The following is a 20,795-nucleotide window of genomic DNA, read 5'->3' as shown; positions in this document are numbered from 1 at the left end:
ACCATGACCGCGACCGTACCTGACAAACCCGCGCTGGAAGGCCTCGAAGGCAAATGGGATGAGCTGTGGAGCGACCGCGGCACCTACCGCTTCGACCGCGCGCTGACCACCCGCGAGAACGTCTACTCGATCGACACCCCGCCGCCGACCGCGAGCGGCTCGCTGCACATCGGGCACGTGTTCTCCTACACGCACACCGACGTCGTCGCCCGCTTCCAGCGCATGCGCGGCAAGAGTGTCTTCTACCCGATCGGCTGGGACGACAACGGCCTGCCGACCGAACGCCGCGTGCAGAACTACTACGGCGTGCGCTGCGACCCGACACTGCCCTACACCGCCGACTTCGTGCCCCCCTATGAGGGCGGCGACAACAAGAGCGGCAAGGCGGCCGACCAGAAGCCGATCAGCCGGCGCAACTTCATCGAGCTCTGTGAGCGCCTCACCGTCGAAGACGAAAAGCAGTTCGAAGCGCTCTGGCACCGGCTCGGCCTCTCCGTCGACTGGACGCAGACCTACCGCACCATCGCCGACTCGTCGATGCGGGCGAGCCAGCTGGCGTTCATCCGTAACGTCGAGCGCGGGGAGGCCTACCAGGCGCAAGCTCCGACGCTGTGGGACGTGACGTTCCGCACCGCGGTCGCCCAGGCCGAGCTCGAAGACAAAGACATGCCCGGCGCCTACCACCGCATCGCATTCCACGCGGAGAACGCCGACGGCACGAACAGCGGCATCGATATCTTCATCGAGACGACCCGCCCCGAACTGCTCGCCGCCTGCGTGGCCCTGGTCGCGCATCCGGATGACGAGCGCTTCAAGCCGCTCTTCGGCACGACCGTCACCACCCCCCTCTTCGGCGTCTCGGTGCCGATCGTCGCGCATCACCTCGCCCAGCCCGACAAGGGCGCCGGCATCGCGATGATCTGCACGTTCGGCGACCTGACAGACGTGATCTGGTGGCGCGACCTGGCGCTGCCGAACCGCGCGATCATCGGGTTCGACGGGCGCATCATCAGCGAGGCTCCGGATGTCATCACCAGCGACGCAGGGCGCGATGCGTATGCGCAGATCGCCGGCAAGACGGTCTTCTCGGCCAAGCAGGCCATCGTCGACCTGTTGCGAGCATCCGGCGAACTCATCGGAGACCCCAAGCCGATCGTGCACCCCGTCAAGTTCTTCGAGAAGGGCGACAAGCCGCTCGAGATCGTGTCGACGCGCCAGTGGTACATCCGGAACGGTGCGCGCGACGAAGAGCTGCGCCAGCGCCTCCTCGACATGGGCAACGAGGTCCAGTGGCATCCGTCGTTCATGAAAGTGCGGTACGACAACTGGGTGAACGGGCTCACCGGCGACTGGCTGATCTCGCGGCAGCGCTTCTTCGGCGTGCCGATTCCGGTCTGGTACCCGCTCGACGGCGACGGCAACCCGGTCTTCGACCAGCCGATCGTGGCAGCCGAGGCGTCACTGCCGGTCGACCCGTCGACGGATGCCGCACCCGGCTTCGACGAGAGCGCCCGCAACACCCCCGGCGGCTTCGTCGGCGAACTCGACGTGATGGACACCTGGGCGACCTCCTCCCTCACCCCCCAGCTCGCGGGCGGCTGGGAGCGCGACCCGTCACTGTGGGAACTGGTCGCACCGTTCGACCTGCGCCCGCAGGGACAGGACATCATCCGCACCTGGCTGTTCTCGACCATGCTGCGCTCGGCGCTCGAAGACGGCCGCACCCCGTGGAGGCACGCCGCCCTCAGCGGTTTCATCGTCGACCCCGACCGCAAGAAGATGTCGAAGTCGAAGGGCAACGTCGTCACGCCCGCCGATGTGCTCGAGACGCATGGCTCTGATGCCGTGCGCTACTGGGCAGCTTCCAGTCGCCTCGGAACCGATGCTGCCTTCGACCCGCAGAACCCGACCCAGATCAAGATCGGCCGCCGCCTCGCGATCAAGGTGCTGAACGCGGCCAAGTTCGTCTACGGGTTCGAGCTGCCCGAGGGCGTCGACGGCGCCTCGGCCCGCATCACCCACCCGCTCGACCTGTCGATGCTCACGCAGCTCGATGAGGTCATCACGACCGCGACCGCTGCGTTCGAGAGCTACGACCACGCCCGGGCACTCGAAGTCACCGAAACGTTCTTCTGGACCTTCTGCGACGACTACCTCGAGCTCGTCAAGGAGCGCGCCTACAGCGCCTCGTCGGATGCCCGAGCCAAAGCCTCTGCGGTGCTCGCCCTGCAGGCGGCCATCGATGTGCTGCTGCGTCTGCTCGCCCCGTTCATCCCCTTCGCGACCGAGGAGGTGTGGTCGTGGACGCACGGTGACGGTGACTCCATCCACCGCGCGACCTGGCCCACGGGTGTGACCGGGGGCGACGGAGCGGCGTTCGCTCCGGATGCTGCGCCGTCGTTGCCCGCACACGGCACCCTTCTCAAGCTCGCCGGGCAGGCGCTGGTGGGCATCCGCCGGGCGAAGACCGACGCCAAGGCCTCCCAGAAGACGCCCGTCGCCGAGGCGACGATCGCCGGACCGCCCGAACTGCTGGCCGAGCTCGAGCTCGCCGAGGGCGACCTCAAGCAGGTCGGGCGCATCGAGACGCTCACCCTGGTCGAAGGTCCGGAGCTCGCGGTCGTCGAGATCGTGCTCGCAACCGACCCCGCCTGAGCCGATGGCGACAGTGACGGTCAGGCCGGTCGAAGTGGGCGACCACGCGGAGTGGGAGCTGCTCTTCATCGGCTACGGCCAGTTCTACAGTTCGCCCACAGAGGGCGCCGTCGCGGCCCGGGTGTGGAGCTGGCTGCTCGACCCCGGGCATGAGACCGAAGGCTTCGTGGCCGTCGACGACCGCGGCCGCCTCCTCGGCCTCGCACATGTGCGGGAGTTCGCGCGACCTCTCGCCGGGGCGCGCGGCCTGTACCTCGACGACCTGTTCGTCGCCCCGCATGCCCGTGGTGCCGGAGTCGCGACCTCCCTCCTGAACGAACTGAAGTCCCTCGCTGCCGATCGTGGGCTCGATGTCGTACGCTGGATCACCGCTTCGAGTAACGACACCGCACAGCGGGTCTACGACAAGCTGGCTGACAAGACCGCCTTTGTCACCTACAACATCACGGTCTGAAACCGTCTCTGGAGCTGAACACATGATTTCCGTCGGAACCCGCTGGTCGAGCGGCGACGAGCCGCCCACCCGCCTCCCCCAGGCCGTCATCGACGCCGTACTCGACACTGAAGGCGAACTCGCCGAGCAGAACGTCGACACGTCGATGTGGTACTGGACGCTCACCTGGCTCGAGGGCCGTCCCGTCGTCGAGTTCGACGATGGAACCCGCATCGACTACGACCCCGCCACTGACGAGGCCACCGTCTCGCAGTCCGACGACTTCGACGACGACTGACCGCGCCCCCTCCCTTCCCTCCCCACCCGTTCCTCCCCCCTCCCATCCCATCCCCGTATGTGAGACACGTGCGGACGGGTGAGACGCCTGCGCCGGTCTCACACGTCCGCACGTGTCTCACAGTGGCAGGGGGCTGAGTTGACGGATGCTCGACTCTCGGGCAGCATGGGTGGATGACGGATGGTGGGCCCCCGAGTCGGTCTCAGCTGGCACCGCGCGAACGGCGGGCCGCGCTGGTGAGCGGTGCCCTGGGCTTCGGGTTGCTGAAGCTCAGCCTCGACGGTCTCGCGTTGGCAGGAATCCCGGCGGTCTTCCTGGGTGGCTACCTGCTGTTGGGCTTGGCGCTCACAGAGGGTGAGATCGTGAGTGAGCCCGACGTCCAGCAGCAGCTGGTTTACTACGGGTTGCCGGCGGCCGTACTGGCATCGGCGTCGATCATCGTCGCGGCCTGCGGGCTCACGGCGCGCCGCCGGATCCTGCGGCGCGCCGGTATTCCGGGCCGGGCGGCGATCGGCTGGTCGGCGTTCGGCGTTCTGATCATCCCGTGGCTGCTCTCGTTCGCGGCGCTGGCCTTCGCCACGCTCGGCATCGCGAGCACCCAAAACTATTCACCGAACGACCTCTACTGGGCGATGTGGCCCATCTTCGTGGTGGCGGTCACCGTCGACACCGCCTTCGGTGCCGTCACCGGTGCCTTTGCGACCCTCTGGATGACGCACCTTCGCGCGCGCCGCGCTGGGCGCGCTACCGCGGCGTGGTCAGGCGCGGCGGGTTGAGCGCAGGGTCAGGCGCCGCGGCCTCGAACGCGGAGCGGGTCAGGCGCGGCGGCGGGGCCAGGGTGACGCCGAGACGAGCATGATCAGGCCGCCGGCGAGCAGACCCCAGAAGGCACTGCCGACGCCCACGATGACGATTCCCGACGCGGTGGTGAGGAAGGTCGCGATCGCCGGGATGCGGTGCGCTGCATCTTCGAGCGCCGAGGTGACCGCGCCGACGAGAGCTCCGAGCAGCGCGAGGCCGGCCACGGCCGTGATCAGGATGGGCGGCGACGCCGAGATGAGCGCCACCGCGAAGCCGGCGCCGAGTCCGAACACGATGTAGACGAACCCCGAAGCGAAGGTGGCGATCCACCGGCGCGAGCGGTCCGGGTGCGAGTCGGGCCCGGCCATGATGGCCGCGGTGATCGCCGCGAGGTTCACCGCGTGCCCGCCGAAGAACGCGCCGACTGCCGTTGCGGCACCCGAGGCGACGAGCACGGGCCGAGGTGGAACGGTGTAGCCGAGCGTCGACATCACGACGAACCCCGGAACGTTCTGGCCGGCCATGGTGACGATGAACAGCGGCAGCCCGAGGCTCACGATGACGAACGCGTCGAAGGTCGGGGACACGAAGGTGAGGGCGGGCGCCAGGGAAACAGACGATTGCGACAGCCATCCGGAACCCGCCGAAACGCCGATACCTACCGCAGCCACCAGCATCGCCGCGGGAACCGCCCACCGCGGCGCGAGCCTGAACAGCACGAGCCACACGGCCACGACGGGCACCGCCAGTGCCGGAATCTGTGTCACCGCGAGCACCGGCGCCAGACAGATCGGGAACAGGATGCCCGCCAGCATCGCGCTCGCGATGGACTTCGGAACGCGGGTGATCGCCCGCCCGAGCGCAGGCCACAGCCCGCAGAGCACGATGAGAACCCCGCACACCGCGAACGCGCCGACGGCGGCCGAGAAGTTGCTCGTTGTGGCGCTGGCCGCGATCAGCAGCGCGGCCCCGGGTGTGGACCAGGCGAACGAGATCGGCATCCGGTAGACCCGGGCGAGCACGATGCAGAGCAGGGCCACCGCGAGACACAACGCCAGCAGGCCCGAAGAGGCCTGGGCATCCGAAGCCCCGACGGCGTGCAGGCCAGCGATGACCAGCGCGAACGAGCTGGCGAACCCGGTGATGCCCGCGACGACACCCGCCGCCACCGGCTGCAGGATGCCCGGGGTGCCGGTCGGCGAGGAGTCAGCGGAGGGCGTGGCCCCCGTCGTGCCGGCTACGGGTTACGCCGACTTCTCGATGCGACGCGGGCTCACGCGAGGCACGATCGTCGGAGCCGCGTTGGAGACGACCGCCTCGCGCGTGATGATGACCTTGGCCACCTCGTCGGTCGACGGCACCTCGAACATGACCGGACCGAGCACCTCTTCCATAATGGCGCGGAGACCACGGGCGCCCGTCTTTCGAAGCACCGCCAGATCGGCGATCGCCTCGAGGGCGTCTTTCTCGAAGTCGAGTTCGACACCGTCGATTTCGAACATGCGCTGGTACTGGCGCACGAGGGCATTGCGCGGAACGGTGAGGATCTGCATGAGCGCCACCTGGTCGAGCGGCGTGACGGTCGTGACGACGGGAAGCCGGCCGATGAACTCGGGGATCAGGCCGAACTTGTGCAGGTCTTCGGGCAGAACCTCGCTGAAGAGGTTGATGTCGTCGCGCTTGGAGTGCAGTGGCGAGTTGAAGCCGATGCCCCGCTTGCCGCTTCGTTCGGCGACGATCTCCTCGAGCCCCGCGAAGGCGCCCGCCACGATGAACAGCACATTCGTCGTGTCGATCTGGATGAACTCCTGGTGCGGATGCTTGCGCCCACCCTGCGGCGGTACCGACGCGACGGTACCCTCGAGGATCTTCAGCAGGGCCTGCTGCACACCCTCACCCGACACGTCGCGCGTGATGGAGGGGTTCTCGGCTTTGCGGGCGATCTTGTCGATCTCATCGATGTAGATGATGCCCGTCTCGGCCTTCTTCACGTCGAAGTCAGCGGCCTGCAGGAGTTTCAGCAGGATGTTCTCGACGTCTTCCCCGACGTAGCCCGCCTCGGTGAGCGCAGTGGCGTCGGCCACGGCGAACGGAACGTTGAGCTGCTTCGCGAGAGTCTGCGCGAGGTAGGTCTTGCCGCACCCGGTCGGGCCGATGAGCAGGATGTTGCTCTTCGCCAGTTCGACTTCGTTCGAGACGGCGTCGGCAGAGGTGAGGGTATTCTTCGAGCGCACCCGCTTGTAGTGGTTGTAGACGGCGACGGCGAGCGACTTCTTCGCCTGCTCCTGGCCGATGACGTACTCCTCGAGGAAGGCGAAGATCTCCTTGGGCTTCGGCAGCTCGAACTCGCTCGAGGCCTCCTCGCCCGTCTCGGAGAGCCGCTCTTCGATGATCTCGTTGCAGAGTTCGACGCACTCGTCGCAGATGTAGACGCCCGGGCCGGCAATGAGCTGCTGCACCTGCTTCTGGCTCTTGCCACAGAAGGAACACTTGAGCAAGTCGGCGCTCTCCCCGATGCGTGCCATGCCCATCCTCCTCGTCGATGACCCTGGGTAGAGCCTAACCCGTGCCGCCGACAGCGGCGCTCATTGAGACAGCGAAAGGCACCCGGCCGAAGCCGGATGCCTTTCGCGTCAGTGCACTCCTACTTACTTAACCAGTGCGGGAAGGTTCTTGCGCGAGGTCAGCACCTGGTCGATGATGCCGTACTCGACAGCGTCGGCCGCGCTCAGGATGTTGTCGCGGTCGATGTCCTTGTTGACCTGCTCACTCGTTCGGTTCGAGTGGAAGGCCAGGGTGTCCTCGAGCCAGGTGCGCATGCGGAGGATCTCCCGCGCCTGGATCTCGATGTCGGATGCCTGGCCGCCGCCCTGGCCACCGGCCGAGGGCTGGTGGATCAGGATGCGCGCGTTCGGCAGGGCGAGACGCTTTCCCGGCGTGCCGGCCGCGAGGATGACGGCGGCGGCAGACGCCGCCTGGCCGAGGCAGACCGTCTGGATGTTCGGCTTGACGTACTGCATGGTGTCGTAGATGGCCGTCATGGCCGTGAACGAACCACCGGGCGAGTTGATGTACATCTCGATGTCGCGGTCGGGATCCTGGCTCTCGAGCACGAGCAGTTGGGCCATCACGTCGTCGGCCGACGCGTCGTCGATCTGCACGCCGAGGAAGATGATGCGGTCTTCGAACAGCTTGGCGTACGGGTCTTGACGCTTGTAGCCGTAGGCCGTGCGCTCTTCGAAGGTGGGGAGGATGTAGCGGTCGGACGGGCTCGTACCGTTCCCGTAGGGGGATGCGGCCGGCATTCCGCCGAAGGTGGGGGTGTGCATTCTGGTCTCTGTTCTTTCGAAGGTGTCGCGACTAGTTGGATTCGGAGGGAACGGAGTCTTCGACCTCGGTGCCGCCGCCGCCGGCAACGTCGGAGGAGAACTCGCGCACGTAGTCGACGAAGCCGTACTCGAGGGCCTCCTGGGCGGTGAACCAGTTGTCGCGGTCACCGTCGAGCATGACCTGCTCGGGAGTCTTGCCGGTCTGCTCGGCCGTCAGTTCGGCCATCCGCTTCTTCATGTCGAGAATCAGCAGGGCCTGGGTCTGGATGTCGGCCGAGGTGCCGCCGAACCCGCCGGAGGGCTGGTGGAGCAGAACGCGGGCGTTCGGCGTGATGTAGCGCTTGCCCTTGGTGCCGGAGGAGAGCAGGAACTGCCCCATCGAGGCGGCCATGCCGATACCGACGGTGACGATGTCGTTCGTGACGAACTTCATCGTGTCGTAGATGGCCATACCCGCGGTGATCGATCCGCCGGGAGAGTTGATGTAGAGGTAGATGTCGCGATTGGGGTCTTCTGCGGCGAGGAGAAGGATCTTTGCACAGATCTCGTTCGCCATGTCGTCGCGAACCTCAGTGCCGAGCCAGATGATCCGGTCTTTCAGAAGACGTTCGAAAACGCTGTTTGGCATCGCCATATCGGCCATGTTTGTCGCTCCAATTCACTTGCGGTAATTCGAATCTAGTGGAGCCGTCACCCCCGCACGCCTCTGTTCGCTGGGGGCAGACTCCGACCACGCTACTGCGCCCTGCGGATGAGGTCGACCCTCGTGTCGACAGCAGTCCAAGCCTCGTATTCCCCAGTTTCACCGTGGCCCCAGGCGATCGCACAATGCCGCTCGATCGTCTCCCCTGCGGCCGCCCCCGTGATGCGCCAACCCAGCCCGGTGACAGGCACAGGAAGTGCCCGGTCGACAGCGGGCAGCCAGTTCGCGACGCCTTCATCTGGGCCGCCGACATAGACCGTCACACCTGACGCCCCGTAGGCGATCGCGGCGAGGCCCTGGCCGGTGCACCACCCGCTTTCGATCGACGGGTCGATGCGCACGCGAAAGTCGATGGGCCCGCAGGCTTCTTCGACCGCGAAGGTCACCACGACGCCCCAGCCGTTGCGGCTCGGCCGGGTGGGTACGCAGACGGCGCCGACCCTCACACCACCAAATGGCAACCACGCAGCCACGAACCCTCCGTGTGGCGGGTTGTGAAGGTTGTGCGGCTTTCGCGGGAGCAGTACCCCTCCCACAGCGAACTCGAACAGCGCTGGGCCGGCAGGCGTGGTGAGGGAAGGTCGGAGCACAGATCCGATCCTACCGAAAATGAGCATAACCCGACAAAGGAGAGAGCCCCGCGGATGATCGTGGGGCCCTTCTGCGGCGTGTCGCCGCGTCGCGGTCAGTGACTAGTGCGAGTGACCCGCATGGTCGTGGCCGGCGTGGTCGTGACCCTCGCGGTCGCCGGCGTCGGAGTCGTCGTCATCTGACGAGCCGTCGACAGCGATGAACGGCTGGTCGGCATCGCGCGTGATCGAGGTGAACTCCGAGACGTCGACGCTCTTGCCGTTGGTGTCGGTGACGACGGCCTTGTCGAGAACGATGGCGAGCGCCTTGTTGCGGGCGACCTCACCGACCATGGCGGGGATCTGGCCGTTCTCGTCGAGCACCTTGACGAACTCCTGCGGCTCCATGCCGTACTGCGCAGCGCTCTGGATGAGGTACTGGCTCAGTTCGTCCTGGCTGACCTTGACCTCTTCCTTCTCGGCGATGACGTCGAGGAGGATCTGGGTCTTGAAGGTCGAGGTGCTCGACTCGGTGACCTCTGCGCGGTGCTCGTCGTCTTCGAGGCGGCTCTCGTTCTCGAGGTGACGGTGCACCTCGTCTTCGATCAGCTTCGGCGGAACCGGCACCTCGACGAGAGCGAGCAGGGCCTCGAGGGTCTTGGTGCGGGCATCCGTCACCTGGGTGAACGACTTCTGGCGCTCGACCTGGGTCTTCAGGTCGGCCTTCAGCTCGTCGATCGTGTCGAACTCGCTCGAGATCTGGGCGAAGTCGTCGTCGGCCTCGGGCAGCTCGCGCTCCTTGACCGAGTTAATGGTCACGGTGACGAGGGCGTCTTTGCCGGCGAACTCGCCGCCGAGCAGGGGCGCCTCGAAGGAGGTGGTCTCGCCCGCGGTCAGCGAGTCGATGACACCGTCGAGGCCTTCGAGCAGCTCGCCCGAGCCGACCTCGTACGAGATACCGGTCGCGTTGTCGACCTCGTTGTCGTCGATGGTGGCGATGAGGTCGATCTGGGCGAAGTCGCCCGTCTTGATGGGGCGGTCGACCGTGATGAGCGTACCGAAGCGGGTGCGGAGCTTCTCGAGCTCGGCATCGACCTCTTCGTCGCTGACCTCGAGCGGATCGACGGTGACCGGGAGCCCGGCATAGTCGGGCAGGTCGAGCTCGGGACGAACATCGACCTCGATGGCCAACTGCAGGTCACCGGTGAAGTCCTTGTTGCTCGGCCACTCGACGATGTCGGCCTCGGGACGGCCGAGCGGGCGGAGCTCCTTCTCGGAGATGGCCGCGCGGTAGAAGCCGTCGAGCCCGTCGTTCACCGCGTGCTCGAGAACGGCGTCTTTGCCGACGCGCTGGTCGATGAGGGGCGGCGGCACCTTGCCCTTGCGGAACCCGGGGATGTTGACCTGCTCGGCGATGTGGCTGTAGGCGTGGTCGATGCTGGGCTTCAGCTCTTCGGGCGTCACCGAGATCTCGAGCTTGACGCGAGTGGGGCTGAGCTGTTCTACCGTGGTCTTCACGTGAAAAATCTCCTGAGGATTGAAACTGGTGAGCTGGCTGTAGATCGGTCTTGTCGGGGCGACAGGATTCGAACCTGCGACCTCTCGGTCCCAAACCGAGCGCTCTACCAAGCTGAGCTACGCCCCGGGAAATAACCTCGGCAAGTCTAGTGCACCCATAGATGTACCGAACCTGTACTACGCTGTTCCCCGTGCCTTCTGGGCACACGGGGATGTAGCTCAATGGTAGAGCCTCAGTCTTCCAAACTGATGACGCCAGTTCGATCCTGGTCATCCCCTCCAGAGGTAATCCTTCCCTTCGTTAGCCCAGCCTCAGCTTGCTTGCGGGCCGGTTCAGGCTGAGTAACGTGACGTGTACGAGCCCGCCACATGGGCCGAACTTCCTGAAGGGAGACGTCATGAGCGACGTTGTCACCACCATCAAGAGCTCCTCGAATCCGGATGTCGCGGCCGCTGCCGCGCAGTTCCTCGGCCAGGTCGTGATCGATTCGCAGGCCCTCGTCATCAACGGCAAGCAGGCCCACTGGCACGTGCGCGGGGCCAACTTCATCGCCGTCCACGAGCTGATCGACGAGATCGTGGAGCGTGCCGAGGAGTACTCCGACACCGCCGCCGAGCGGGTCGTCGCGCTCGGCCTCCCCCTCGACGCCCGCATCCAGACCGTCGCCGCGAAGACCACGCTGCCCGAGCTGCCCGCCGGGTTCCAGCCCGCCGACGTGTTCGTCGCCGCCCTCGTCTCCTCGATCGACGCCCTCATGGTGAGCGTGAACAAGGCGATCAAGGAGCTCGGCCCTATCGACGCCGCGAGCCAGGATGTCGCCATCGAGATCGCGCGCGGCCTCGAGAAGGACCGCTGGTTCCTCTTCGCGCACATCGCGACGGTCTAGGGACACCGTTCCACACGTTCCACCGAAGGGGTCCCTCTGGGGCCCCTTCGTCGTTTCACACCGGTGAAGGTTAAGTGATATTCTCTCACTTGTGATCATGATTCCCGAGCCCCGCCGACCGTCGCCCGGTGACCCGCCTGAGCGCGACGCAGCGTCGGCGACGCCCGTGGCCGCTCCGGATGCTCGTGTTGCCCTTTCGCCGGGGCGGAGGCGCTCGACGCGGCGCGTGGTCGTCGTCGTCGTCGTGGTGGTGCTCGGTGCGGTTCTCCTCGGCACAGCAGTGGCTGTCGCCGTGCTCCTCGGCCCCGGGCTCGACCTCGCCTTCATCGGGCTCATCTTCGGGTTCCTGCTGTTCGGCGTGCTCAGCGCCGCGCTGCGGTTCTTTCCCGACTCACTTCCGCTGGTGCCGTCGGCCCGGCGCATTCTGAGCTTTCTCTCGCTCGCTGCGCTGGCGGGTCTGCTCTACCTCTACGTCTACCCGGCGGTGACTCACAGTTCTTTCGCGGGGCCGGATGGCACGTACCAGAACGGTCCGGGTGTCGGTACGACCCGACAGGCGACCGTCGTGTATTCGCTGACGGGCGACGGCGGAGCGAGTATCGGGGCTGCCTCTCCCCTGCCGAGCGGCGAAACGGTACCGGCGAGCGTGCACCAGCTCCCGTGGGATCACCCGGTGCAGCTCACCGTGAACGCGAAGAACCCGGGACTGTTCACTCTCATCGCCTCGGGGCTGCCGGTCGACGACGATTCGGCGCTCGCCTGCACGATAACGGTCGACGGGGTGGTCGTGGCGCACGACGAATCGAGCGGTGCGCACCGGTCGGTGTTCTGCAGCGGTAAACCGCAGTAGCGCTGTCGGGACGAAGATCCGGCCGGGGCGCGGTCGGGCGAGCGCGCCCCGGTCAGGCGATCTCGCCGGTCAGGCGAGCATGCTGGCCCAGGGGGCGAGGTACGTCGGGCGGCCCGCGAGGAAGGTCGCCGAGACGGGCATGGTGCGGAGAAGCTCGGGCGACGTGTCGAGCGGGTCGAGGTCGGTGACCACGATGTCGGCGGGAGTGCCCACCCCGATGAGGGCGGAGCCGTTGGTCGACGCCGCGAGAGCGTCGGCCGCCGGGATGCGCTGCTCCGGATGCCAGGGGGTTCGCTCGTCGCGGGCGCGACCGATCGCCGCCGCCATGGTCACCCACGGGTCGAGCGGCGCCACCGGCGCATCGGAGCCGAGCAGCAGGCTGGCACCGGCCGCCCGGAGACTCGCCAGCGCGAAAGCGCGGTCGGTGCGGCCCGCCCAGTACCGGTCGGCGACCTCGCGGTCGTCCATCGCGTGCTCGGGCTGCACGCTGGCCGTGACGCCCGCCGCCGCGAAGCGGGCGAAGTCGGATTCCGCGACGAGTTGGGCGTGCTCGATGCGCCCGCGCGATCCGAGCGCCTCGAAGATGTCGAGAGCCAGGGAGTTGGCATGGTCGCCGATCGCATGCACCGCGGGTATCAGCCCCGCCGCACTCGCCCGCTCGAGCAGGCGCTGCAGATCATCCGGAGCCACCGTCAGCAGCCCGTGCGAGTGCTCCTGACCTTCGAGCCCGGCATATTCGTCGAAGCAGTAGGCCGTTCGCGTGTTCAGAGAACCGTCGGTGATGACTTTGAAGGGGCCGACGGTGAGCAGGCCGCCGGTGCCGGGGATGATGTCGCCGGTATGCAGTTTCGCTTCGATCGAGGCGTCGAGCTGGGCCGTGTAGATGCCGAAGGCGACGCGCAGGTCGCGCTGGCCGCCGACGATGCGACGTCGCCACGCAGCGAGGTTGTCGGTCATCTCGAGATCGACTATTCCGACGACGCCACGCGCGGCAGCGGCCCGGGCGGCCTCGGCGGCGAGCTCGTCACCCTCGTCGTCGGAGAGGTCGTTCATCAGGCCCGTGACCCTGAAGCACTCCTCTTCCTGGAGGTAACCGGTGGGGTGTTCGGGCAGGCCGAAACGATTCAGGGCCGCCGAGTTCAACCAGCAACTGTGCAGGTCGCCGCTGATCAGGATGACCTGCCGACCGGCCCCGCCCGAGACCGCATCGAGGCGGCGGCTGTCGAGGGCGGTCGCCCAGAGGGCATCGCGCAGTCCGAATCCGATGACGGGTGCAGTCGCAGAGGCGACGGGCACCGGCGTGGCCACATCACTCGCACCGGTGGCGATGTCGGGCGAAACGGACGCCAGCTCCCCCGCGCCGGTGATCGCGGCCACGCGCGCGAGCACTTCCTCCGCCGACACGGTCGACCCCGCGAAGTCGTGGCGCCGGCTCTGCGCAGCCCACTGGGTGAAGTGCACGTGGTTGTCCCACAGCCCCGGTACGAGGAAGCGCCCCTCGAGCGCGAGCACCCGCGACGACACCGGCGGCGCCACGATTCCGCTCGGCACGATGGCGTGGATCCGCCCGTCGGCCATGAGCACATCGAACGCGCCCTCGTGCCCGGGCATCCGCCCACCCTGCAGGAAGATGTCTTCCGTCATGCACACACCCCGATCGCGAGCGAGGAGGCCGAAATCGTGCCGAACGAGCCCGGGTGCAACGATTCGGGGCCCCTCGTAAGCCACGAACGAGAGACGCCGGTCATGGCGTGGGCCGGGGGTGCACGCGGCGCATCTCGGCGGCCAAGGCGGGGTTCGCGTAGTTCTCCCCCTCCGAGAGCTCGTGCAGGATGCGGTCGACGGTCTCTGCGGGGCGGTTCTGGCTCAACTTGAACTTCGCGTCGATGCGCGTCGCGGTGAGCCGAAAGCCGACCGTGCCCGCGCTGATGCGGGCTGCGTACTCTGCATTCTCGAGGGTTCCGTTCATGCGGCGGGGCTCGGGCATCCGGTCTTCGAAATGGTCGACGAGCGACGCCAGAACACCGAGGTTCTCGGCCGCGGGCAGAATTTCGGGCACGCCGTGCAGGTGGGCGACGACGAAGTTCCACGTCGGCACCTCCGGGTTCGCCCCGTACCAGCCCGGCGAGATGTACCCGTGCGGGCCCTGCACCACCACGAGCACCTCGTGCTCGCCGAGTTCGTGCAGCCGATCATCCGGTCGCCCGACATGACTCAGGATGCTGACACCCGGCGCGTGCTCGTCGAGAACGACCGGATAGTGCGAGGCCACAAGCCCGGCGGAGGTGTTGCTGACGAGGGTCACCCACGGGTTCTCGCGGATGAGACGGCGAATCTCGTCGTCGCGGCCGGCCTCGTCATCACCGGGCGCGTCGAAGACCGGATTCTGCCTCACCGTGTCACGTTCCGCGGCAGCTTCTGGTCTTTCGGGCACCAGTAGAGCTTTCGGGCACCCATCTCCTCGAGCAGGATGTTCGTGCCGCACACGAGGCAGGGCAGGCCCTCGCGCTTGTAGACCCAGTACCGGTCGGCTCGACTGCGTACCGCCTTCTTCTGCTCGGCGGGCGACAGGCCGTCCCGGGTGAGCATCATGCCCGTGCGGATGCCGATGTCGAGCAGGTAGACCCAGTCCTGCCAGAGCGCTCGGAGCCGTGGCACCGAGATGGCCTTGCCGGGAGTGTGCGGGTCGAGGCGCGCGCGGAACAGCAGCTCGGCCCGGTAGACGTTGCCGATGCCGGCGACGACGGACTGGTCCATCAGCAGCAGCCCGATCGGTGTGGGCTTGGTGCGGATGCGTTTGACGAACCGGTCTTCGGCAGCCTTGCTCGAATCGTCGGCGGGGTCGGGGCCGAGCTTCTCGATGGCCAGGGCGACCTGGGCCGAGTCGATCACCTCGCACGCAGTCGGGCCGCGGAGGTCGGCAACAGTCTCGTCGGTCACCAGACGAACGCGCACCTGGCCCACAGGTTCGGGCGGGAACGTGTCGAAGTCCGACGGCTTTTCGGTGTCGTTCTCGGCCATGCGAACCGCCCGGCGGCGGCGGGGAGCGCCGATGCTGCCGTACGTCTCGGACTCCTCGTTGATGGACGAGACCGTGCCGAAGAATTCCCAGGCGCCGTAGAGCCCGAGGTGGATGCGCAGCCATCTGTCGTTTTCTAATTCGAGGAACATCTGCTTTCCGATGGCACGGGAGCTGAGCATCCGGAGCCCGTCGATCTCAGCGGCACCCTCGGCGAAACGGCCCTGCGGTGAGCTGACGGCGGCGGTGTGGCCGACGAAGTCGCGTTCGAACTGCAGCGCGATGCGGTGGACGGAGTGGCCCTCAGGCACGATCGGCCACGTCTGCACCCGTCGTGGCGGCACCGGCAGAGGCACGATCGGCCACGTCCGCACCCGTCGTGGCGGTACCGGCAGAGGCACGATCGGCCACGTCTGCACCCACGTACACGCCCGCGATCGCACCGGTCGCCTCGTACTCGGCGAGCTGCGCGATGCGGCGCGCATGGCGTTCTTCGAAGGAGAACGGCTCGGCGATGAAGGTGTCGATGAACGCGACGGCCTCGTCGACGGTGTGCTGGCGGGCGCCGATGGCGATGAGGTTCGCGTCGTTGTGCTGCCGGGCGAGCAGGGCGGTCGCCTCGCTCCAGACGAGTGCGGCGCGGGCGCCGTTCACCTTGTTGGCCGCGATCTGCTCGCCGTTGCCCGACCCGCCGAAGACGATCCCGAGGGCCTCGACCCCGGCACGCTGGTCGCGCACCACGCCCAGCGCCGCATTGATGCAGAAGGAGGGGTAGTCGTCGATGGGGTCGTAATTCGCAGGACCATGGTCGATCACCTCGTGCCCCGCCGCCGTCAGGTGGTCGAAGAGTTGCCGGCTGAAGTCGAGCCCCGCGTGGTCGGTGCCGAGGTGGATTCGCATAGCGACGAGCTTACAAGTCGCCGCCGACACCGGAGTGGCTAGGCTTGCTGGTGGAATTCCCGCCGAGCCCACGAGGCGCCATGGCGGAACATCAGCCCCACGACCAGTACGGAGACCATCAGTTGCCTGGAGAAAACCTCACCCGCGACGAGGCCCGCGAGCGCGCCTCGCTCATCACGACCTCGAGCTACGACATCAGCCTCGATCTGACGACCGGGCCCGAGACGTTCCTGAGCACCACCACCGTGCGTTTCACCGCCACCGCGGGGGCCTCGACGTTCATCGACGCCATCACCAAGACCGTGCACAGCGTCACGTTGAACGGTTCCTCGCTCGACCCCGCCGCGGTCAGCGACGGCGTGCGCATCCAGCTCGACGACCTGCTGGCTGAGAACGAGCTGACCGTCGTGAGCGACGCGCTCTACACGAACACGGGCGAGGGCCTGCACCGCTTCGTCGACCCGGTCGACGGTGAGGTCTACCTCTACAGCCAGTTCGAGGTGCCCGACTCCCGCCGCGTCTTCGCAGTCTTCGAGCAGCCCGATCTGAAGGCGACGTTCACCTTCACCGTCACCGCGCCGTCGAGATGGCAGGTCGTGTCGAACTCCCCCACGCCCACCCCCGTTGAGTCGGGCGAGGGTACGTCGACATGGAGCTTCGAGCCGACCCCGATCCTCTCCTCCTACGTCACCGCGATCGTGGCCGGCCCGTACGTGGTCGAGCGCAGCGAGCTGACGTCGAGCGATGGTCGCACCATCCCGCTCGGTGTGTTCTCCCGGGCCTCGCTCTCGCAGTACATGGACGCCGACTACGTGTTCGAGAAGACCCGCCAGGGCTTCGAGTTCTACGAGAAGGCCTTCGACTACCCCTACCCGTTCGCCAAGTACGACCAGCTCTTCGTGCCCGAGTTCAACGCCGGGGCAATGGAGAACGCGGGCGCCGTGACGTTCACCGAGGCCTACGTCTTTCGGTCGAAGGTGACGGATGCCCAGCGGGAGCGTCGTGTCGTGACCATCCTGCACGAGCTCGCGCACATGTGGTTCGGCGACCTCGTGACCATGAAGTGGTGGAACGACCTCTGGCTGAACGAGTCGTTCGCCGAATACATCTCGACCCTCGCCACCGCCGAGGCAACCGAGTGGCATGGCGCCTGGGCGACCTTCGCGTCGACCGAGAAGAGCTGGGCCTACCGCCAGGACCAGCTGCCCTCCACCCACCCGATCTTCGCGAGCATCAACGATCTCGACGACGTGCAGGTGAACTTCGACGGCATCACCTACGCCAAGGGCGCCTCCGTACTCAAGCAGCTCGTCGCGTGGGTCGGCCAGGAGCAGTTCCTCGCCGGCGTCAGCCACTACTTCAAGAAGCACCAGTACTCCAATACCGAGCTCGGCGACCTGCTGCTCGAACTCGAGCACACGAGCGGCCGCGACCTCTCCGAGTGGTCTGAGGCCTGGCTCGAGACGGCCGGCGTCAACACCCTGCGTCCTGTCATCGAGACCGATTCCGACGGCGTGATCAGCTCGTTCGTCATCGAGCAGACGGCGGTCGAGGCGTACCCGACCATCCGGCCCCACCGCTTGGCAATCGGGTTCTACAACCTGCACGAGGGTGCGCTGATCCGTAACCACCGGGTCGAACTGGATGTCGCGGGCACCTCGACGACCGTCGAAGAACTCGTCGGGCTCACCCGCCCCGACCTGGTGCTGCTGAACGACGACGACCTCGCGTACACGAAGATCCGACTCGACGAGCAATCGCTGTCGACCGCGATCGCGCACCTGGCCGCCATCGAAGACGGGCTCGCCCGCTCGATCGTCTGGGGGTCGGTGTGGGATGCGACGCGCGACGCCGAGACGAAGCCGCGCGACTTCGTACGGCTGGTGCTGGGCAACGTGGCGACCGAAGACGAGTCGACGACGCTGCGCACCGCGCTCAACCAGCTCGTGCAGACGGCGAACAGCTATGTGGCCCCCGAATTCCAGGCGCAGACCCTGGCGTCGGTGGCCGACGAGCTCTGGGCGCTGGCCCGGAACGCCGCCCCCGGGTCTGACGAGCAGTTCCAGTTCGCCAGGTTCTTCGCCGCGACAGCGCGCACCGAGGAGACGTTGGCCCATGTCGCCGGACTGCTCGACGGCTCGATCGTGCTCGAAGGCCTGACGATCGACACCGACCTCACCTGGGACCTGCTCACCTCGCTGGTTGCTTCGGGCAAGGCGGGTGCGCCGGAGATCGACGCCGCGCTGGCCGCCGACAACACTGCGACGGGCGCCCAATCGGCCGCGAGCGCGCGGGCATCCATCCCGACGGAGGAGGCCAAGGCCGCGGCGTGGGCATCACTCGTCGACACCGACTCGGCGTCGAACCTCATCGTGCGGGCGACGACGGTGGGCTTCCAGCGTGCGGCCGACGATCACCTGCTGCAGCCGTACATCGCCAAGTACTTCGAGGTCGTCAAGACGCTGTGGGAGACGCGTTCCTACCAGATCGCTGCCACGCTCATCACGGGGCTGTACCCGTCGGGGCTCGCTTCGGCAGAGCTTCGCGACGCGACCGTCGCCTGGCTGGCGACCGACCCGGAGCCTGCTGCGCTTCGGCGGCTCGTCGTCGAGAACCTCGCCGGGGTCGAGCGGGCGCTGGCGGCGCAGGCGCGCGACGCCGACTGACTGACGGCGACGGCATTCGGGGGCCCCTCAGAAAGGTCTGGGGGGCCCTCGCTACCATGAGACGCATATGAACGACTTCTTCACGAACCTGGGTAACTTCTACGTCTCGTACCAGCACCTGCTCAACATCGTCTTCATCGTGCTCGGTGCGCTCATCGTCCGATGGATCCTGCTGCGCTCGGTCGACCGTGTCGTCAAGCGCGTCGTCACGGGTGTGAAGAAGAAACACGACGCCGCCGACACACAGGCCATCATCGCCTCCCCCGTGGCCGCTGTTCGCGTCGTGCAGCGCACGCGCACGATGGGCAGTGTGCTGTCGAACCTCATCACCTGGGCGATCATGGTCTTCGCCTTCATCCTGATTCTGGGTGAGCTGCAGTTCCAGGTGACCGCGATCGTGGCCTCTGCCGGCGTTCTGGGTGCAGCGCTCGGTTTCGGCGCCCAGAACGTGATCAAAGACATGCTGAACGGGCTCTTCATGGTGGTGGAAGACCAGCTCGGGGTCGGCGATGTCGTCGATCTCGGGCCCGCGACCGGTGTGGTCGAGGCGGTCGGAATCCGCGTCACCACTCTGCGTGATGTCAACGGCACGCTGTGGTTCGTGCGCAACGGCGAGATCCTCCGGGTGGGCAACATGTCGCAGGGCTGGTCGCGGGTGATCATCGACCTCGCCGTTCCGTACGACACCGACATCGATGCGGTGCAGGCGCGCATGCTCGAAACGGCGAACGACCTCGCCGAGAGCGAGAAATGGCGTTCGCGTGTCATCGAGCGGCCCGAGATCTGGGGGCTCGAGAGCATCTCTGCCGAGGCCCTCGTCATCCGACTGGTCGTCAAGACCCGCACGAACTCCAAAGACGACGTCGCACGAGAGCTGCGGATGCTGCTGAAGCGCGCCCTCGACGACATGGGTGTGCACCTGCCGTCGTTGAACAGCATCGTGCTGACCGGGTTCGAGGGCGCCGCGCCCCGCGGGGGGACGCGATGAGCGACCCCGCGGGCTCCTCCCCCCTCTCCACGCCGGCTCCCGTGCCTTCCTCCGGTGCTGGCCGTGCGCTGCCACTCATTCCTCTGGTTCCCACCGCGTCGGCGCCCGCCACCGACGCTGGGGCAACCTTCTACGAGCAGATCGGCGGGCGCCCCACCTTCGAGAAGCTCGTCCGCACGTTCTACAGTGGCGTTGCAGCTGACCCCGTTCTGGTGGCCATGTATCCCGAAGAAGACCTCGAAGGGGCCATCCAGCGCCTCACCGGCTTTCTCGAACAGTACTGGGGCGGCCCGACGACCTACAGCCAGGAGCGCGGCCACCCGCGGCTCCGGATGCGCCACAACCCGTTCAAGGTCAACCCCGACGCGCGAGACCGGTGGCTCACGCACATGCGCGCCGCCGTGGATTCCCTGCAGCTCGCGCCGCTTCAGGACGCGACGCTCTGGGACTACCTGGAACGCGCGGCCCACGCGATGGTGAACACCTTCGAGGAGTGAGGCGGTTGCTCTAGCGGGTCAGCACGTGACCGCGCCGGGTGCTCAACCGGGTCCACGGGCCCGATCTGTAGATCGCGACCGGGTCTTCGGGCCGCAGGAAGCCGAGACTGACGGCGGCGAACGCCGCGCCCGAGGCGGTCTCGCGCTCGATCCCCGCGATGGCACGGCCCCAGACCTGGGACCGCACCCGGTGCACGATCTGCTCACCGGTGTCGGGGGGAAGCGCGGCTGCGACCTCGGAGATGCCGTCCCCCGCAGACTTCTCGAGCAGGGCCGTGTCGACCAGGCCGAGATTCGTCCAGCCACCGCGGGGCGGCGAGATGCCGGCCCAGGCCGCGAGGCCCTCCGACGGCGGCAGAGTGACGTCGACGGGGCCCGTCTCGCCGTTGACGACGACCGAGAGCAGAGCCAGCCGGTCGAGCAGCGCCCTGATCGAGATGATCTCGTCGAAGGACTCCTCGGTGTCTGTCAGCGCGAAGGTGCGGAGCCCCAGCACCGTCGGACCGGTGTCGAGCAGCCCCTTCGGCGCCAGCACGGAGGCGTAGACGGCGAGCACGCCCTGGCCGCCGATCAGTCGCACCGACCCGGTGCCCACCCGCGCCGCGCGACCGAGGAAGACCTTGAGGTCTCCGAGCGAGAGAGCGTCGACGAGCGAGAACGTATGAACCATCAGCTTCTAAAC

20 protein-coding genes and 2 tRNA genes are annotated in these 20,795 nt (G+C 67.2%); 10 read left to right on the top strand and 12 right to left on the bottom strand.

Features of this window, described 5'->3' with window-relative positions; all coding sequences use genetic code 11:
- Positions 1-3 precede the first annotated feature (3 nt).
- From valS to B7R24_RS05435, 4 genes are all read left to right on the top strand, one after another.
- Positions 4-2,655 carry a valine--tRNA ligase gene (gene valS, locus B7R24_RS05450; RefSeq protein ID WP_116417955.1) on the top strand — a complete coding sequence of 884 codons (2,652 nt, stop codon included), beginning with the start codon at positions 4-6 and terminating at the stop codon, positions 2,653-2,655.
- A 4-nt stretch (positions 2,656-2,659) separates the two neighbouring features.
- Positions 2,660-3,109 carry a GNAT family N-acetyltransferase gene (locus B7R24_RS05445; protein WP_116417954.1) on the top strand — a complete coding sequence of 150 codons (450 nt, stop codon included), beginning with the start codon at positions 2,660-2,662 and terminating at the stop codon, positions 3,107-3,109.
- Between the two features lie 22 nt (positions 3,110-3,131).
- Positions 3,132-3,386, top strand: coding sequence for a hypothetical protein (locus tag B7R24_RS05440; protein ID WP_253259279.1), 255 nt, complete (start codon positions 3,132-3,134; stop codon positions 3,384-3,386).
- Between the two features lie 236 nt (positions 3,387-3,622).
- Complete coding sequence (locus B7R24_RS05435; RefSeq protein WP_116417953.1) at positions 3,623-4,162, top strand: hypothetical protein; 540 nt, start codon at positions 3,623-3,625, stop codon at positions 4,160-4,162.
- Between the two features lie 39 nt (positions 4,163-4,201).
- On the opposite strand, the gene B7R24_RS05430 is transcribed toward B7R24_RS05435, so the two are convergent.
- The 7 genes from B7R24_RS05430 to B7R24_RS05400 all read right to left on the bottom strand — a co-directional run bounded on the left by B7R24_RS05430 (position 4,202) and on the right by B7R24_RS05400 (position 10,433).
- A complete protein-coding gene (locus B7R24_RS05430) occupies positions 4,202-5,356 on the bottom strand; it encodes a benzoate/H(+) symporter BenE family transporter (protein WP_216363623.1) in 1,155 nt (384 codons plus the stop codon).
- A gap of 75 nt (positions 5,357-5,431) precedes the next feature.
- Positions 5,432-6,712 carry an ATP-dependent Clp protease ATP-binding subunit ClpX gene (clpX, locus tag B7R24_RS05425; protein WP_116417951.1) on the bottom strand — a complete coding sequence of 427 codons (1,281 nt, stop codon included), beginning with the start codon at positions 6,710-6,712 and terminating at the stop codon, positions 5,432-5,434.
- A 123-nt stretch (positions 6,713-6,835) separates the two neighbouring features.
- Positions 6,836-7,516, bottom strand: coding sequence for an ATP-dependent Clp protease proteolytic subunit (locus B7R24_RS05420; protein ID WP_172582715.1), 681 nt, complete (start codon positions 7,514-7,516; stop codon positions 6,836-6,838).
- A gap of 31 nt (positions 7,517-7,547) precedes the next feature.
- Positions 7,548-8,150 (bottom strand): ATP-dependent Clp protease proteolytic subunit, encoded by a 603-nt coding sequence (locus B7R24_RS05415; protein ID WP_116417950.1) that lies wholly within the window; start codon positions 8,148-8,150, stop codon positions 7,548-7,550.
- A gap of 101 nt (positions 8,151-8,251) precedes the next feature.
- Positions 8,252-8,692: a hypothetical protein gene (locus B7R24_RS05410; protein WP_147303970.1), complete on the bottom strand. Its 441-nt coding sequence runs from the start codon at positions 8,690-8,692 to the stop codon at positions 8,252-8,254.
- 219 nt (positions 8,693-8,911) lie between these two features.
- Positions 8,912-10,306, bottom strand: coding sequence for a trigger factor (gene tig, locus B7R24_RS05405; protein WP_172582712.1), 1,395 nt, complete (start codon positions 10,304-10,306; stop codon positions 8,912-8,914).
- Between the two features lie 53 nt (positions 10,307-10,359).
- Positions 10,360-10,433 (bottom strand) — tRNA-Pro (locus B7R24_RS05400).
- Between the two features lie 81 nt (positions 10,434-10,514).
- Here B7R24_RS05400 and B7R24_RS05395 point away from each other — a divergent pair.
- The 3 genes from B7R24_RS05395 to B7R24_RS05385 all read left to right on the top strand — a co-directional run bounded on the left by B7R24_RS05395 (position 10,515) and on the right by B7R24_RS05385 (position 12,043).
- Positions 10,515-10,588: transfer RNA gene (locus B7R24_RS05395), tRNA-Gly, on the top strand.
- A gap of 116 nt (positions 10,589-10,704) precedes the next feature.
- Positions 10,705-11,193, top strand: a complete 489-nt coding sequence (locus B7R24_RS05390; protein ID WP_116417947.1) for a Dps family protein — start codon at positions 10,705-10,707, stop codon at positions 11,191-11,193.
- Between the two features lie 97 nt (positions 11,194-11,290).
- The gene (locus tag B7R24_RS05385; RefSeq protein ID WP_147304958.1) at positions 11,291-12,043 is read left to right on the top strand and encodes a hypothetical protein; all 753 of its coding nucleotides are present in this window, start codon (positions 11,291-11,293) and stop codon (positions 12,041-12,043) included.
- Positions 12,044-12,112: 69 nt separating this feature from the next.
- Here the strand turns inward: B7R24_RS05385 and B7R24_RS05380 are convergent, their stop codons facing one another.
- The 4 genes from B7R24_RS05380 to B7R24_RS05365 all read right to left on the bottom strand — a co-directional run bounded on the left by B7R24_RS05380 (position 12,113) and on the right by B7R24_RS05365 (position 15,962).
- The gene (locus B7R24_RS05380) at positions 12,113-13,687 is read right to left on the bottom strand and encodes an amidohydrolase (RefSeq protein ID WP_116417945.1); all 1,575 of its coding nucleotides are present in this window, start codon (positions 13,685-13,687) and stop codon (positions 12,113-12,115) included.
- 100 nt (positions 13,688-13,787) lie between these two features.
- Positions 13,788-14,438, bottom strand: coding sequence for an FMN-binding negative transcriptional regulator (locus tag B7R24_RS05375; RefSeq protein WP_116417944.1), 651 nt, complete (start codon positions 14,436-14,438; stop codon positions 13,788-13,790).
- Positions 14,435-15,373 carry an Fpg/Nei family DNA glycosylase gene (locus B7R24_RS05370; RefSeq protein WP_116417994.1) on the bottom strand — a complete coding sequence of 313 codons (939 nt, stop codon included), beginning with the start codon at positions 15,371-15,373 and terminating at the stop codon, positions 14,435-14,437. The genes B7R24_RS05375 and B7R24_RS05370 overlap by 4 nt, the downstream gene beginning before the upstream one ends.
- The gene (locus tag B7R24_RS05365; RefSeq protein WP_116417943.1) at positions 15,366-15,962 is read right to left on the bottom strand and encodes a ribose-5-phosphate isomerase; all 597 of its coding nucleotides are present in this window, start codon (positions 15,960-15,962) and stop codon (positions 15,366-15,368) included. The genes B7R24_RS05370 and B7R24_RS05365 overlap by 8 nt, the downstream gene beginning before the upstream one ends.
- Before the next feature lie 122 nt (positions 15,963-16,084).
- Here B7R24_RS05365 and pepN point away from each other — a divergent pair, with 122 nt between their 5' ends.
- The 3 genes from pepN (at position 16,085) to B7R24_RS05350 (ending at position 20,113) form a co-directional block, all read left to right on the top strand.
- Complete coding sequence (pepN, locus tag B7R24_RS05360) at positions 16,085-18,628, top strand: aminopeptidase N (RefSeq protein ID WP_116417993.1); 2,544 nt, start codon at positions 16,085-16,087, stop codon at positions 18,626-18,628.
- Between the two features lie 67 nt (positions 18,629-18,695).
- Positions 18,696-19,616, top strand: a complete 921-nt coding sequence (locus B7R24_RS05355) for a mechanosensitive ion channel family protein (protein WP_116417942.1) — start codon at positions 18,696-18,698, stop codon at positions 19,614-19,616.
- Positions 19,613-20,113: a globin gene (locus tag B7R24_RS05350; protein WP_116417941.1), complete on the top strand. Its 501-nt coding sequence runs from the start codon at positions 19,613-19,615 to the stop codon at positions 20,111-20,113. Before B7R24_RS05355 ends, B7R24_RS05350 begins: the two co-directional genes overlap by 4 nt.
- 10 nt (positions 20,114-20,123) lie before the next feature.
- Here the strand turns inward: B7R24_RS05350 and B7R24_RS05345 are convergent, their stop codons facing one another.
- Positions 20,124-20,783 carry a hypothetical protein gene (locus tag B7R24_RS05345; RefSeq protein ID WP_116417940.1) on the bottom strand — a complete coding sequence of 220 codons (660 nt, stop codon included), beginning with the start codon at positions 20,781-20,783 and terminating at the stop codon, positions 20,124-20,126.
- Positions 20,784-20,795: the final 12 nt, after the last annotated feature.

Source organism: Subtercola boreus (assembly GCF_003399645.1).
GTDB classification, from domain to species: Bacteria; Actinomycetota; Actinomycetes; order Actinomycetales; family Microbacteriaceae; genus Subtercola; species Subtercola boreus_A.
Note: the sequence above shows the minus strand (reverse complement) of the source record. Positions and strands in the feature narration are given on the sequence as shown.